The 12,186-nt window shown below is 34.9% G+C and carries 24 protein-coding genes and 1 tRNA gene; all 25 read right to left on the bottom strand.

Annotated elements, in window-relative coordinates; all coding sequences use genetic code 11:
• Window positions 1-22 precede the first annotated feature (22 nt).
• The 25 genes from IGJ52_RS02375 to IGJ52_RS02255 all read right to left on the bottom strand — a co-directional run bounded on the left by IGJ52_RS02375 (window position 23) and on the right by IGJ52_RS02255 (window position 12,088).
• Window positions 23-211: a hypothetical protein gene (locus IGJ52_RS02375; protein WP_002389167.1), complete on the bottom strand. Its 189-nt coding sequence runs from the start codon at window positions 209-211 to the stop codon at window positions 23-25.
• Between the two features lie 135 nt (window positions 212-346).
• Window positions 347-538 (bottom strand): hypothetical protein, encoded by a 192-nt coding sequence (locus IGJ52_RS02370; protein ID WP_438791870.1) that lies wholly within the window; start codon window positions 536-538, stop codon window positions 347-349.
• Window positions 539-575: 37 nt separating this feature from the next.
• Window positions 576-1,910, bottom strand: coding sequence for a DNA methyltransferase (locus IGJ52_RS02365; RefSeq protein WP_438791869.1), 1,335 nt, complete (start codon window positions 1,908-1,910; stop codon window positions 576-578).
• Between the two features lie 47 nt (window positions 1,911-1,957).
• Window positions 1,958-2,209: a hypothetical protein gene (locus IGJ52_RS02360; protein WP_228248901.1), complete on the bottom strand. Its 252-nt coding sequence runs from the start codon at window positions 2,207-2,209 to the stop codon at window positions 1,958-1,960.
• A gap of 216 nt (window positions 2,210-2,425) precedes the next feature.
• Window positions 2,426-2,499 (bottom strand) — tRNA-Lys (locus tag IGJ52_RS02355).
• Between the two features lie 757 nt (window positions 2,500-3,256).
• Window positions 3,257-3,673 carry an ArpU family phage packaging/lysis transcriptional regulator gene (locus IGJ52_RS02350; RefSeq protein WP_010824919.1) on the bottom strand — a complete coding sequence of 139 codons (417 nt, stop codon included), beginning with the start codon at window positions 3,671-3,673 and terminating at the stop codon, window positions 3,257-3,259.
• Window positions 3,674-3,816: 143 nt separating this feature from the next.
• Window positions 3,817-4,017 (bottom strand): hypothetical protein, encoded by a 201-nt coding sequence (locus tag IGJ52_RS02345; RefSeq protein ID WP_016024382.1) that lies wholly within the window; start codon window positions 4,015-4,017, stop codon window positions 3,817-3,819.
• Between the two features lie 182 nt (window positions 4,018-4,199).
• Window positions 4,200-4,733, bottom strand: coding sequence for a DUF1642 domain-containing protein (locus IGJ52_RS02340; RefSeq protein WP_438791868.1), 534 nt, complete (start codon window positions 4,731-4,733; stop codon window positions 4,200-4,202).
• A gap of 11 nt (window positions 4,734-4,744) precedes the next feature.
• Window positions 4,745-4,948 carry a hypothetical protein gene (locus IGJ52_RS02335; protein WP_438791867.1) on the bottom strand — a complete coding sequence of 68 codons (204 nt, stop codon included), beginning with the start codon at window positions 4,946-4,948 and terminating at the stop codon, window positions 4,745-4,747.
• A complete protein-coding gene (locus IGJ52_RS02330; RefSeq protein WP_258079978.1) occupies window positions 4,948-5,082 on the bottom strand; it encodes a hypothetical protein in 135 nt (44 codons plus the stop codon). Before IGJ52_RS02330 ends, IGJ52_RS02335 begins: the two co-directional genes overlap by 1 nt.
• Entirely contained in the window at window positions 5,082-5,402 is a 321-nt protein-coding gene (locus IGJ52_RS02325) for a DNA-directed RNA polymerase subunit delta (RefSeq protein WP_438791866.1), read from the bottom strand. The genes IGJ52_RS02330 and IGJ52_RS02325 overlap by 1 nt, the downstream gene beginning before the upstream one ends.
• An 11-nt stretch (window positions 5,403-5,413) precedes the next feature.
• Window positions 5,414-5,692, bottom strand: a complete 279-nt coding sequence (locus IGJ52_RS02320) for a hypothetical protein (protein ID WP_413130251.1) — start codon at window positions 5,690-5,692, stop codon at window positions 5,414-5,416.
• A gap of 76 nt (window positions 5,693-5,768) precedes the next feature.
• Window positions 5,769-5,963, bottom strand: coding sequence for a hypothetical protein (locus IGJ52_RS02315; RefSeq protein WP_074653936.1), 195 nt, complete (start codon window positions 5,961-5,963; stop codon window positions 5,769-5,771).
• A 29-nt stretch (window positions 5,964-5,992) separates the two neighbouring features.
• Window positions 5,993-6,220, bottom strand: coding sequence for a hypothetical protein (locus IGJ52_RS02310; RefSeq protein WP_016629882.1), 228 nt, complete (start codon window positions 6,218-6,220; stop codon window positions 5,993-5,995).
• 125 nt (window positions 6,221-6,345) lie between these two features.
• Window positions 6,346-6,870 carry a hypothetical protein gene (locus tag IGJ52_RS02305; RefSeq protein ID WP_438791865.1) on the bottom strand — a complete coding sequence of 175 codons (525 nt, stop codon included), beginning with the start codon at window positions 6,868-6,870 and terminating at the stop codon, window positions 6,346-6,348.
• Between the two features lie 3 nt (window positions 6,871-6,873).
• Entirely contained in the window at window positions 6,874-7,803 is a 930-nt protein-coding gene (locus IGJ52_RS02300; protein ID WP_438791864.1) for a phage replisome organizer N-terminal domain-containing protein, read from the bottom strand.
• Window positions 7,804-7,808: 5 nt separating this feature from the next.
• A complete protein-coding gene (locus IGJ52_RS02295; RefSeq protein ID WP_233050386.1) occupies window positions 7,809-8,294 on the bottom strand; it encodes a hypothetical protein in 486 nt (161 codons plus the stop codon).
• Window positions 8,295-8,299: 5 nt separating this feature from the next.
• A complete protein-coding gene (locus IGJ52_RS02290; protein WP_048948850.1) occupies window positions 8,300-8,980 on the bottom strand; it encodes a putative HNHc nuclease in 681 nt (226 codons plus the stop codon).
• Entirely contained in the window at window positions 8,977-9,915 is a 939-nt protein-coding gene (locus tag IGJ52_RS02285; protein ID WP_438792176.1) for a DUF1351 domain-containing protein, read from the bottom strand. Before IGJ52_RS02285 ends, IGJ52_RS02290 begins: the two co-directional genes overlap by 4 nt.
• The gene (locus IGJ52_RS02280) at window positions 9,900-10,577 is read right to left on the bottom strand and encodes an ERF family protein (protein ID WP_438791863.1); all 678 of its coding nucleotides are present in this window, start codon (window positions 10,575-10,577) and stop codon (window positions 9,900-9,902) included. Before IGJ52_RS02280 ends, IGJ52_RS02285 begins: the two co-directional genes overlap by 16 nt.
• Complete coding sequence (locus tag IGJ52_RS02275; protein ID WP_010830775.1) at window positions 10,578-10,814, bottom strand: hypothetical protein; 237 nt, start codon at window positions 10,812-10,814, stop codon at window positions 10,578-10,580.
• A gap of 54 nt (window positions 10,815-10,868) precedes the next feature.
• Window positions 10,869-11,024 (bottom strand): hypothetical protein, encoded by a 156-nt coding sequence (locus IGJ52_RS02270; protein ID WP_002370862.1) that lies wholly within the window; start codon window positions 11,022-11,024, stop codon window positions 10,869-10,871.
• Window positions 11,025-11,147, bottom strand: a complete 123-nt coding sequence (locus IGJ52_RS02265; protein WP_010830774.1) for a hypothetical protein — start codon at window positions 11,145-11,147, stop codon at window positions 11,025-11,027.
• A 13-nt stretch (window positions 11,148-11,160) separates the two neighbouring features.
• Window positions 11,161-11,889, bottom strand: coding sequence for a hypothetical protein (locus IGJ52_RS02260; RefSeq protein ID WP_016629890.1), 729 nt, complete (start codon window positions 11,887-11,889; stop codon window positions 11,161-11,163).
• Window positions 11,873-12,088, bottom strand: a complete 216-nt coding sequence (locus tag IGJ52_RS02255) for a hypothetical protein (RefSeq protein WP_438791862.1) — start codon at window positions 12,086-12,088, stop codon at window positions 11,873-11,875. The genes IGJ52_RS02260 and IGJ52_RS02255 overlap by 17 nt, the downstream gene beginning before the upstream one ends.
• Between the last annotated feature and the right edge of the window lie 98 nt (window positions 12,089-12,186).

Here is a 12,186-nt window from a genome sequence, read left to right as displayed (position 1 = left end):
GTTTTGTTTTCTATATTTAAAATCATAGTTCTTTCAAATGACTTTCTATTTCAATCAAGTCTTTCAAGTCTTTAACTGTGTTCAATTTGATATGACCTGCTTTAAAGTTACTTATCCATTGAGCCTTTGCAGCCCTGATAATCTTGTTGTTTTCTTCTGCAATCTTTTGCTTTTCTAAAGCTTGTTGAACTTCATAATCAAATGTTTCCATTGTAGAATACCTCGCACTATTATATAATGCTAAAAGACACAGAACTGGGTTTAAAGCACGCGCGTGTGGTTTCTGTGTCTTCGGGGTATTCGTATCCTGTGGATTGAGGCAAGTGTTAGCGCACTTGTCTCTTTTTTATCGTAAAAAGGAAACAATAGAGATTGTTTTTGGTTTTTGATTAAACTTCTTAGCAATTTCTTTTGATTTTTTGTTGTAAGCTTCAATAAATGGTTCGATACGTTCTTTTGCTTCTTCCCTAGTAATTAAGTTACTTCTGTATAAGCTTCTAGCGTTTTCTGCTACTCTTTTTAGTTCTTTATTTGTCATAATCCATCACCTCTTGCAGAGCATAAACGATTGATTTTTATTCGTCCAGTGATTCCAGTACAGTTTCTAGCTCATCATCTAATGTTTCTAGTGCTTCAAAATGCTTACTAATTTTTTGAGGATTTCCTTTGTAGAACACTAAGACATTTTGGTGAATTCTAACTACTTTTCTATTGTTCATTGATTGTCTAGCCCTTAATGCTGCAGAACCAGCAGTGTTCAATAAAATCATGTCATTATAGAAAAATAATCCTTCTTCAGAAAAAGCTTGTTTAGTTAATCCTGTTAAATCTCTATAGAAGCCTTTTTTGTCTCGAACATCTGAAATAGTAACAACAGCAAAGCGATTATCTTTTAGTTTTCTAGCAGAACGTTTTAAAATTTCACTATATGCTTCTGCAAACTCTTCATAGGACATATTACTAATGTCTCGTTCATCGTCTGAATAAACTTCAAGGTCTGCATACGGCGGACATGTAAATAACAAGTCTTGGCTTTCATTTTCAATATGTTCATCTATATCTAAGCTATCATCACAAATCCAATTAATATCGCTCAAACCAATTTCTCGAGCATTAGCATAATTTGCGCTTACTTGTTCTGCTCTTAAATCAATACCTGTATAATTATGTCCAAGAACTTTTGCTACTATTCCACGAACAGAACCACCAGCGAATGGATCAAAAATATTGCTTTTTGTTTTTGGGGTAAACCAGCGATAACCTAATTCACAAAGAACTGGATCGAAAATAGAGGTGCCTTCTAGTCCTGGAGCTTGCAAGTTAGCACTAAAAACTAAATTATCCTCTCGGCCAAGTTCACTCTTAATTCCCAATTCTTTCCACTGTTTTTTACGATCTAACCATCTTTTGGTTTTTGTATCTAGGTAGGAAAACGGCGGAAACAAAAAAGAATCAAATAAATTTGAATTCACTGGATTAGCTTTTACTTTATCTGCTAATGTCTCAATTTCATCTAAACCTGATAGTAAATCATCTAATTCGCTTTGACTAAAACCTGTTAGTAGCAATTCGTCACTTTCTAAGTCTTCAAGCAATACTGTGAGTTTTTCTTCATCCCACGAACCCTCAAGATTGTTCAAAGCGATATTTAGTATCTTTTCTTTTTTTAATGGTAAATCAACTATTGAAGTCTCAACTTCTTTAAATCCTAAATCTATCGCAACAGCAACTCGTTGATGTCCACCTACCAAACAACCTGTTTGTTGGTTAAAAATAGGAGGGTCAACAAAACCAAATTCTAAAAGAGAGTTTTTTAAGTTTTCGTATTCCGTCATACCTGGTTTCAATTCAATTCTAGGATTATACGGGGCTGGTTTTAAATCAGATAATTTCATTTTCTCAATACGCATATTCTTGCTCCTTAAAAAAATATAAATAAAAAAGGAGCGTTAGCTCCCTAAAAACAGTTAACTGTTTCTTCTAAATATTCATTAAATACTTTAACAGCTTCATCTGCAGCGTTAATCATTGCACGTGTATAAGTTTTTACTTTCAACGGGCTACTGAATGGAATCACTCGGCCTGCAGAATATTCACCGTAAAAATATTTGATTTGGATTTCCGGCAATGTTTTTTTATCACTGATTGCTTCAATTCCATTTTCAGTTTCTACTAGACTGTAATTTCCAAATTTAATTAATAATTCCATGTTATCCACTCCTAAATGTTCGGTTTCCTTAACTGAACCCATGATACCCCAATGAAAAATACATTGCCAGGCATCAAACGTACTTTTATAAAAAAGACTGCACTTTTATTGTGCAGTCTAGGGATAGGAGGGAAAATCTTAACCGTCGTCTGATCTTAAAGGTAGTTACATTTGACTTATTGACGACATTTTTTATTTAAGTAGCTATGCTACCTATTGGCGTGACAGGATTCGAACCTGCATGTACTTGATTAAAAATCAACCGCTCTCACCAATTGAGCTACACGCCATACCAGAAGGAGCTACCTTCTAGCAATTGCTAATAAATCAAATTAACCTTTACACACTCTCGTCAGAATGTTTTCCCATCAGGACGTAGCTTTCGCAGACTTTCACGGCTAAAATGATTATGTCACTGGTAAGGATTTGCACCTTACATGCACGCTTCCATTAGTTAGTCGGCACCTTCGAGATAGGGACATACAGCTTCAATTTTCTAATGGATTTATAGGAATCTAGCCTTACAGTTGTTTACCCGACTTGTTCTAGACTAGCCTGAATCTTCCCCTGTGCTATACTGTGTTAATTAGCGTCTACCTATTCCGCCACAGTGACTGATCAATCAAACACCAGCAAAAACAATTGATTAAGTTTATCCTAAACGTACCTAGCTGCTACTCTATGAGTTTAGGAATTGCTCTCGTGCGTAAGCAGCTGCCGCAGAGATCTGGTTAATGTTCTTATCGTCATATGCTGGAATAGAGTAACCTGCCCAACTTCGCCTAGTATGAATCAGGTAGTTACTGCGTCCCTAGCAACTATTTGTGTCACTTGCAAACTTGTAGAAAAATAAGGGAGGAATTTCACCTCGCTTTTTGTTTTATGAGAACATATGTCTGCAAGTGACTATCGAAAGGCAAAGCAAACGGTAGACTAAACCAGAAAGTGTTGTGTAATGTGTCCATTTCTTTGACTTTCGATATTACTATATTAGCACTCAAATTCGTATAAAAACCGCCAACTTTCCGCCAAAAAACCGCCAAAATTTTATTTATAGGCAATTATTTTCCCATTTCGATAAGCTTCAGCAAATTCAATCAAAGCTTCTGATTTCATGCGTTGAATACTTCTTTCGGAATAGCCAACTTCTCTAGCAATCTTGTAATTAGAGTAATGGTCCTGCACACAGAAACTGTAGTGAAGAATTTGACGACTTATTATGCTTAAGGACATCAAAGCCGTTAAAATTGCATCACGTTCTGCCTCAACGTCAAGCATCTGGATCAACGCATCTTCTGCTTTGTTGCCATGCTTTATACCTTTCGGCATGTCTGTAATGATTGGCGACCGAACATCTACTAAGGAACGACCAGCTATTCGGTCCAAACGTCTAAAATTCTTCAATACGGCTCTCGCATTGGCTCTAGTCTGACTGAAATCAACTTCTTTTAACAATTGAATCAAGTTAAATCGCTCCTTTTATGTTATAATATTAATGTCATTGGTCGGAGCGATTCCGACTTTTTTATTTTTTAGAATTTTGAGTGCCGTTTGCAATCGCCTTTTCTTGCAAGCGACGCTTTTTCTTTTTAATTTTTGATTTTTTCTTACCCATGTTGCACCTCCAGTGTAATTGGTCTGCCATACTTTAAAATTTTCCAAGAGCCAGCATCATGTGACATTAATTGGCCCATTTCATAGTGATGCTTATCAAATTCAGCTTCTTTTTTTGAAAGATATGGCTCTGAATACTCAACATAAACGCCATCGACTTGCCTTCCTAAGATATAAACTTCTGGATAACTCATACACTGGAACCTCCTAAATATAGCCCTAATCCAAAAATAAACGAGCATGAAAGGAAATAAACGAGGTCACTGCTTGTTATGTCATTGCCATATATGAAATAGCTCACGGCTGCTTTTGCTACAAGAATCATTATTGCAATGCCACATCCTTTTTTAAATCCGATTCTGAAATTAGGTATCATTTATTCTTCCTCCCACTTCTCAACCGTACCTTTCACCCAATCAGCAATAACGGCTGCTTTTGCTTTGTCTTTAATAAATAGTGGGTCTTCTTCACCAATATGTCTAAAAACAGGCTTCTCAAAATTATTATTTATAAATCTAGCTAAATAGTGTTTATAAAAACTGTTGTTGGGAGCGCTTATTACATACCTTGGTTCTTTTTCGACTTCGTAACCATGAATCCAAGCATCTAAAAACTCTTCTAAATTATTTACAATCCAATTTAAAGCTTCGCTATCAATCGTGCCTTTGTAGACTTTGTTATGCCAGCTTTTAAAATATCTCATTAGATATGCTAAACTGATTTCTTTTTCTCGGTAAGTTTCAATCATTTCAGCCACCGATCGAGGTACAAAGACTTTTTTCGGTTCGTCGAGTTGTTTTACTGCAATCAAACAGTCACGAACTGCTTGATCATATCCTTCGTTGTACTTTTCGATGAATGAATCACCTTCTAACCCTTCTAAAATACCAATCAATTCTTGTTTATTCATCGCTGTTCCTCCTACGCCAAATTTATATCAATAACTCTCTTAATAATTTCCCGCTCATTTTTAGGAATGGTAAAATCATGTTGACTTTCATCTGCTGAATTCGTTGTACATATCGCTAACTCTCCAGCTAAAACACTGAAAAAAATGCTTGATTCACCACCTGAGTGAACTTCAGAGAACTCAATTTCTCCGATTTTGAGACCACTTTTTTTCATCATCGTTCCCCCTCGATTATTTGCTCTTGGCAATCCTCGCAATATTCAGGATAGCCATTCCCATATACATCAAGGAATACACCACAACTTGCACATAAGACACCTTCCAACATCATTTCTGCAATTTCTCCCATTATCCTTCCTCCTTGCGTTTCGCTATATCATCGGACCAAGCAGCATAATAATCAAAGTCATAGCCATCTTCTCTTGGGTTTTCTTCTAAACGATCTGGATCAGGCATTAATATGGCCTGTTTCACTTCTTGAGATTTATCTTCCAGTTCATCTATCAAGTCATCTGATATCTCAATCGATACTAGTTTTACTGTTTCATCTTCATCAGGCTCATCAGCCATTAGGTAGTCTTTTTCCTCTTCGTATTCTTTGTTTGCCTGTCCTTTACTTTCTGTCCAATGTCCAGTATTTTTTGAACTTTCATATCGATATAGTTTCATTTTGATTCCTCCTAAATCAAGCCGCCGTCAATCAATAATACTTCGCCGTTTTCTTCAAGATTTTCTAACTGATTGAAAGCTTCTTCTGCGCCAGTCTTGTCACCCTCTTCAGTATGACTTTTAGCAAGCATTTTAAACGCTTCGTATTTATCAATTGTTTTCATATCATCGAAAAATTCTTTTTCGTCTTCTACTTCGCAAACAATATCCTTGTAAAGTTTTAAACATTGTTTTTCATCTTCAGCAGCGATTAATGCAAAATAAGGTTCTTTAATTTCGTAAAATTTCATTCCGCTTCCTCCTCAATACATTTAAGGAGTAAAGAATTCTTTACTGTGGCCACAAACTCCACTCCCTTCTGATTATTTAAAGTACAATTATTCTCTCAACCGTTTCGGGTTTCAGAATAACATCGCCAATTTTTACAAGCTTATTTCTATATTCGTCATCGTTAAGTAAGTTAATTAAGTCATCAAGTCTCACTTTGTTTATTTCTGTATCATACGTAGTCATCATAAACGTTCCGTTATTTACAAAAATTCGAATTGTTACTATTTTCATATTTAACACTCCTTCCGCATTAAATTTAATTATTTGATTAATACATAAAATCCATTTTTCTTTGCAACGTCTCCTCGAATTCCCAAATGGCCTTCCAACTCTTCAAAGGTCCTTTTTGTAAGCTTAGAAAGTTGCGTGTCATACCCCAAATTTCTAAGTGTCACGTATTCATCTGGTGTTAATTGGTCTAAATCTATTGCCACAATTGGCGGAAACCGTTCAGCCGACGGCTTAAATGTCACACTAGTTAATTTCATTTTTTTACCTCACAATTTTACCGCTTTATTTTTCTATTTAAGGCGTTTTAAATCATTTATGATTAATTACCCTAAACCAATTATTAAATCTAACTGTCGTTAAATTACGCCGTAAAAACAAACAATTATTTCTTTGTCATCCAAGATTGATTGCTCTTGGTTTTCTTCTTAGATTTTTCTTGAATTGATTCTTCTTTCACTTTTGCAAGTAATTGTTTTGGTTTTTCTGGTGGAATTACAACATTTACGACCTTTCCACCTGCCACTTCTGCAGTAAGATTCGCTAATTCATCGTCTGTAAAATGCATCGCCTGCTTAATTTGATTAGTGATGTTCCCGTCTTTATCCAAATACCCAGCGCATTTCACTACTTTTACTTTTTCCACGTGATCACCTACTCTATTTTTAATGTACTGCTTCAATTTTCGTATACTTTCCCCTCGGTCTTGTCCTTTGCGGACAACCCAAGCGCCATTTATCCCGAAGTAATCAATGACGCCTATAGGCGTTTCAATCGCGAATTGGCAACTATCTTCGAAGTATTCAAAGGGATAACCGAGTTCATAAATATTCTTCATTGCCTCTGTACTCATGAATTGCACATGAGCTTTTCTTTTGTTTTTTGATTCTTGTGTTGGGTACTTTGTCATTCACTATTTCCCCTCCATGTACTCTTTTATTTGTCTATCAAATTCAGCTTGCTCTTCTGGCGATAACTTTTCTTCTTGCTGTTTATTTGGTTCTTTTGCCCATTCTGGTAAATTTTCAACCCTCATGGTTTGACGTTGGCTACGTTTTATTTCACTCTTGATTTCAAATTTTAGTTTTTCAAACTGAGTTCTTAGCTTAGAAGCACTTCTGATGTTTCCAAACCAGAAAGAATTTGTCGGTAACCAATCAAGAACATAGTCAATTGCTGCAATAGTTTGTTGATCTCGTTTTTCAATTAACCTGAACGTATCAGCCCATTTTTCAATCTTCACTCTTTTCATTTCACTTGGAAAATCATTGATTAAATTATTTTTTAACTTTTCAGCAAGACGTAAATGTTCGTCAGAATATTTACAAGATGTTTTTGACCTATTCTTTTTATCTTTATCTTTATCTATTTCTTTATCTATATCTTTATCTGTTCCGTTACTCAGCGTTACATCAGCGTTACGTGTAACGTTACTAGTAACGTTACTTAATGACAGTTGCTTTTGCTTTTCTCGGTATTTCGCTTGTCTAATGCGATTTTGCTCTTTGACTTTTTCCATACCATCAATGGCCTGATATTCTTCCCAATTCTTAATGAAAATTACATCTTCATAGGTTGTTACCATGCTGTATTTTTCTAAAGTTAAAATGGCAAACTTTACAAACTCAACTGTGAAATCAAAATCAGCTGCTAAATCTTCATCTGAATAGGGCAAAGTATCAGTTAAAAACAATCCGCCTTTTTGGTTGCTTTCACCAGCACGAGCTAGTAAAAATACCCAAAACAAAATTACTCGATCGCCATCTGGCAATTTGCGTATTCGTTTAATTTTCTTATTATCAGGTAAACTAGTACTTAATTTTATCCAGCTAATTTCAGCCAATTCACTTACCCCCCAATTGACGAAAATGGAACTTCCCAAAAGTAGTCATCGTATTCTTTCACAATATTTTTAGTAGTTTCTCCTTCTATGACTTCAACTTCTTGTGTGAACTCCATACCCATCTCGAAAACAAAAATTTTAATATCGATATTATATTTCTTTGAAATTCCTTCAAAATCTTCTTTAATTACACCCCAAGCCTGTTTAAAGCCTAATATCTCTACTAATGCTTCATCGAGTTCTTCGTGCAATACCTCTATCTCTTTTCGATCTATGAAAGCACGTCTAGTATTGTTGACGTAGAATTCGTTCTCACTGTACAATGTCGTTGAATAATCATCTTCTGAAATATCGACTTTTTGTGGGACTGTGACTGGTCCATCTTCAGTCATTTTAAAATTAGGTGCAGCAATTATTCCCTCTTTCAAAAATCTGATTACATTCTCTTTTTTCCCTCTAATTTTAAGCGTTCCCTCTGCCCAGTTTGGCATTTAAATCATCCTCCTATGTGTAATTTTTTAATAGTTTCTTGGTTCAATTTGATACCTTTAACATGGTATTTTTTCTTAAATGCTGTAATACCAATGTTGTGTTTCTCTGTGTGATGGCATCGACATAAACCAGCGTAAGTGTATTCTGTGTGGTCCACACTTTTTCTTTTCCGCCGACCTAGAGCTTTATCGAAATGGTCAATATCTGCACCAGTTTTGCCACAAATGCAACAAACTCGGTTAGTGATACATTTGTAAAAGTAATATTCTTGATTTGCTGGTAAAATGTCGTATCCTTTTTTGAAAGGAATATTATTTTCAAAGATAAAATTCAAGATAATGTTCGCTAAAATGGTTGCATCGTCCATTGTGTTCGTTGAGTCGTTTCTGAGGCTAATTTCATAGCCTTGTAACGCTTCAAACCTGAGATAGAACATTTCCTTTAACACTTCCGTTTCTTGCCCTGTGAAAGAGAATATATCCTCTAGCATTGCAAAGATAAATCGACGTTGGGCAACACTAAATTTTCTCGGATCAATAAATCTTATTTCAACTTCTCTTGGCCCTGTATAATCAAAATACATGGTTTTTAATCGTTCAATATTTATTGCTTCGTTTATTACTGCTGTTATTGAGTTGTTTTTCAAACTCTTAATAACAGCAGAATAAACATTGTTCAGGTTCATTCAATCACTTCCACTTGAATCCCGTTATTAATAATAAAATTGTTTAGAGCAACTAACTTTTGATGCTCTGCTGTTAGTCTTAACGTAACTGTTTTCTCTTGTTGTTTTTTGCTGGTTTTTGGCGCTTCTTCCGTGATGATTTCACCTGTCGCAGTGTCAACCGTTTTATTGTTGATTGTTTCAGTTTTCAAAGCAGCAATAGCATCGTCGTGCTCTTTTTTTGCTTTTTCTCGTTCTTCTTGTTCTTTTTTTAAAGCAACGGCAGAATCGATTTCTTTTATCAGCTCTGGTGCAGTAGACCCTTTATCAATTAATGCGACCCAAGAAAACGAGTCAAGGCCAACTGCCTTAGCATAATTTTCAACAATGAGCTTATCGTTTTTTATACGTTCTTTTTCAGATGCAACTGCTACCATCGATGCCGCTATTTCCTCAATAGTTTTCTTATTTGGTTCACCTTTAACTGTGAAAGCTGTTTTATTAGTCCACGAACTAGGAATTTCAATTTCGTCAATGGATACATTGTAGTTTTCAGACATTTCAGCAATTACTTTTTGAAGCTTTTCGCTTCGTTTCTGTTTTTCTACTTCTTCGTATGATTGGATACTTTCGTTAATTCCTGAACTAACCTCACTGATTTTTTCAGTATATTTTTTAATTTTTTCCTCAAAATCTTTTAATGGCTTATTATACTGATTTTTAACGGCTTTGCGTTGATCATCTAGCAACGTCGCAACTTTGTTTAAGTCTGCTCTTGCTTTTTTAGCTTCTGGAATGTTTTTATCTGTGAAAACCATTGTTGAATAGTGGTTAACTGCGCTCTCAACCATCTCAGCCAACTGTGCTTCATTTTGGATAGTGATTTCACTAGCTTTAAAATCAACATTAAACTGCAATTCTGTTGTTAATTCGTTTGTCATTAGCTTTGCCCCCATGTAATGTTTTCTTCTGGTTGTGGCTGGAATTGTTGTATCCATTGCTTCAGAACTTCAATAGCTTTATTGAACATACTAGACGGCATGTTTTCATTGACATCAACATTCAATTCTTTACTTAGTTCATTCCGCACATAGTCAAGTTCAGAATTCGATAACTCAGAAAGTTGTCTGATATGATCGTTTAACGTGGCTAACTGTTTACCGCTAATCAAATTAACATTCGATGTATCATTGTTCTTTTCAGCTGCCGTTTGGCCATCGTCGTCTTTATCTGCTGCAATTCCAAACGCTGCCGAAAGCGAGTAACGTCTTGCATATGTCGTTAAACTTCCTAATCCTTGAGGATTTGTCCCGCTGTTTGGAAATTCAAAAGGTCCATGAACTATATATTGACCACTAACGTGAGTAATAATTGTTGTGACTTTTAACGCATTATTCTCATTGACGACATTTTGTTGAAAATCAATTCCGCTTTCTGATTCTTGTGCAGCTTTTCTAATTGCTTCTTCAATCGCTTTTAGCGTTGCATATTGAAAATTCATTGAACCTTTTTTCGTTGAGTAGGCAACTTCTGCGTCAAATTTTGGTTGAGTTAATTTGCTTTTAAGTTTAAACATCCCATCAAACAATGAATTTAATCTTTCGCTGTTATTTTCCATCTATTCCCCTTCTTTCAGTAATGAAATAACTTTTTGAAGTCCTTTTATCAATTCATTTTTTTCAAATTCCGCTGATTCATCTAAATTTTCAAATTTAGATCGGATATGCTCATTTTCAGAATCTTGATAAATAGCTACTCTGTTATTCTTACAATCTTTTTCAAAAATTATTGCTCCGTACGGAGAATAATCATCTCGCAAAACGATTCTGCCAATTGTGTCAAAATCTACTTTCATGCTATAATTCTCCTATCAATTAATTTTGTTGTGACTCTACGCTTGGCGGCAGAGTCACTTTTTTGTTTCTCGGATAAATAATGCTTCTGGAAATACTGCCTTATTTATCGCAGTGTCTGGATATTTTTCTTTAAGCTTTTGAAATACCAGGGCTTTCGTTTTCTCGACAACATAAATTTTCAAACTATCTTTGCCAACCGCTTGAAACATCTAAACACCCCGCTTTTCTTTCTGCTGCTTAATATAGATATTTCCCTTTTGTTTGTTGTACCATTTGTTAGCATCCACAATTGATTGTTCAAATAGTTGTTTTCGTTTATCACTAAAAGACATCTAAATTCTCCCTTCAAAATTTTTCTTTAATGTTTAATACTTCTAAAAGATTCCTATTAATTGAATAAATAGCATTCTCTGTTAAAATTCGTTGCCAACGCTCGTTGCGTGGCGACCAACGCATGGCTGCTTTTTTTAGTAATGGTTTTACTTCATCTGAAGGCTTTCCATTCGTTGTAACAAAAATTCGGTTATCATCTAAATCCATTCCAATTCCTGAAATTTCATCATGCTTGATTTCCTTATAAAAAGATTGCCAACCTTCTTTTTCAGCTTTTTCTTGACGTTTTTCGTCAATCTTTTGTTGTCGTTCAATCAACACAGGATCAAACATTTTACGAGTATTTTCAATAAATTTCGCATGTTTTCCTTCATCAGAGTAAAGTTCTCGTTCTTTTTCATGGACACGTTCAACTTCTTTTCTCTTTTGGCGAGCTGGATAATTAGAGCCGCCACAAATCATTATTGATGGAATTTTCACTGATTGAAGAATATCCGTTCTTAAATCAACAACTAATTTGTTGTATTTTACTAATCGTTCATTCAATGCCTGCTCGTTTTCACTTGTTAAGCAGTGCTTGAATCGTTTAACAAATCCTGTCATGTACGTTTTTACTTCACTGTTAAAATCTCTTCCACGATTGAAAGACGTAAGTTCTTCATATCGTTGTCCTACTTCTAAAGGAATTGTGTATATTAAATCGAAATTACCAGATTCTACCGCTTTAAATGTTAATGTCATGTTTTCTAATCTCCCTATATTTTTTTCTACGCTTTACAGATTCATCTTCCACAGCAAGGTCAAATGAAAATAAAAATAAAACGATAGCTAATACACAAGTTGATTTAAAAAGTTCTATATCCCCTCTTCCTAACAAGTAGCTAGCTAAAAATACAAAACCTACTGCGGAAAATCTTCTCCTAAATAATTTATCTTTCATCGTTCTTTATCCTCCTATAAAATACTGTCAACCCAATCCATAGAACTCCAAAGGCAGTTGCATAAATGAATTCTTGAATATAAAAAGCTTTAATCATA

The sequence above is a fragment of the Enterococcus sp. DIV1758 genome (assembly GCF_051711985.1).
In the GTDB taxonomy this organism is placed as follows: Bacteria; Bacillota; Bacilli; order Lactobacillales; family Enterococcaceae; genus Enterococcus; species Enterococcus faecalis.
This window is presented reverse-complemented; position numbering and strand designations above follow the sequence as displayed.

Coding starts and splice junctions, on each gene's coding strand:
- IGJ52_RS02305 (WP_438791865.1), bottom strand. CDS start 6,870: ATGACAAAGTACCCAACACAAGAATCAAAAAACAAAAGAAAAGCTCAT.
- IGJ52_RS02315 (WP_074653936.1), bottom strand. CDS start 5,963: ATGAAAATAGTAACAATTCGAATTTTTGTAAATAACGGAACGTTTATG.
- IGJ52_RS02360 (WP_228248901.1), bottom strand. CDS start 2,209: ATGGAATTATTAATTAAATTTGGAAATTACAGTCTAGTAGAAACTGAA.
- IGJ52_RS02310 (WP_016629882.1), bottom strand. CDS start 6,220: ATGAAATTAACTAGTGTGACATTTAAGCCGTCGGCTGAACGGTTTCCG.
- IGJ52_RS02295 (WP_233050386.1), bottom strand. CDS start 8,294: ATGCCAAACTGGGCAGAGGGAACGCTTAAAATTAGAGGGAAAAAAGAG.
- IGJ52_RS02280 (WP_438791863.1), bottom strand. CDS start 10,577: ATGGAAAATAACAGCGAAAGATTAAATTCATTGTTTGATGGGATGTTT.
- IGJ52_RS02265 (WP_010830774.1), bottom strand. CDS start 11,147: ATGTCTTTTAGTGATAAACGAAAACAACTATTTGAACAATCAATTGTG.
- IGJ52_RS02370 (WP_438791870.1), bottom strand. CDS start 538: ATGACAAATAAAGAACTAAAAAGAGTAGCAGAAAACGCTAGAAGCTTA.
- IGJ52_RS02375 (WP_002389167.1), bottom strand. CDS start 211: ATGGAAACATTTGATTATGAAGTTCAACAAGCTTTAGAAAAGCAAAAG.
- IGJ52_RS02330 (WP_258079978.1), bottom strand. CDS start 5,082: ATGGGAGAAATTGCAGAAATGATGTTGGAAGGTGTCTTATGTGCAAGT.
- IGJ52_RS02340 (WP_438791868.1), bottom strand. CDS start 4,733: ATGAATAAACAAGAATTGATTGGTATTTTAGAAGGGTTAGAAGGTGAT.
- IGJ52_RS02270 (WP_002370862.1), bottom strand. CDS start 11,024: ATGTTTCAAGCGGTTGGCAAAGATAGTTTGAAAATTTATGTTGTCGAG.
- IGJ52_RS02365 (WP_438791869.1), bottom strand. CDS start 1,910: ATGCGTATTGAGAAAATGAAATTATCTGATTTAAAACCAGCCCCGTAT.
- IGJ52_RS02320 (WP_413130251.1), bottom strand. CDS start 5,692: ATGAAATTTTACGAAATTAAAGAACCTTATTTTGCATTAATCGCTGCT.
- IGJ52_RS02290 (WP_048948850.1), bottom strand. CDS start 8,980: ATGAACCTGAACAATGTTTATTCTGCTGTTATTAAGAGTTTGAAAAAC.
- IGJ52_RS02275 (WP_010830775.1), bottom strand. CDS start 10,814: ATGAAAGTAGATTTTGACACAATTGGCAGAATCGTTTTGCGAGATGAT.
- IGJ52_RS02260 (WP_016629890.1), bottom strand. CDS start 11,889: ATGACATTAACATTTAAAGCGGTAGAATCTGGTAATTTCGATTTAATA.
- IGJ52_RS02285 (WP_438792176.1), bottom strand. CDS start 9,915: ATGGGGGCAAAGCTAATGACAAACGAATTAACAACAGAATTGCAGTTT.
- IGJ52_RS02255 (WP_438791862.1), bottom strand. CDS start 12,088: ATGAAAGATAAATTATTTAGGAGAAGATTTTCCGCAGTAGGTTTTGTA.
- IGJ52_RS02325 (WP_438791866.1), bottom strand. CDS start 5,402: ATGAAACTATATCGATATGAAAGTTCAAAAAATACTGGACATTGGACA.
- IGJ52_RS02345 (WP_016024382.1), bottom strand. CDS start 4,017: ATGAGTTATCCAGAAGTTTATATCTTAGGAAGGCAAGTCGATGGCGTT.
- IGJ52_RS02335 (WP_438791867.1), bottom strand. CDS start 4,948: ATGAAAAAAAGTGGTCTCAAAATCGGAGAAATTGAGTTCTCTGAAGTT.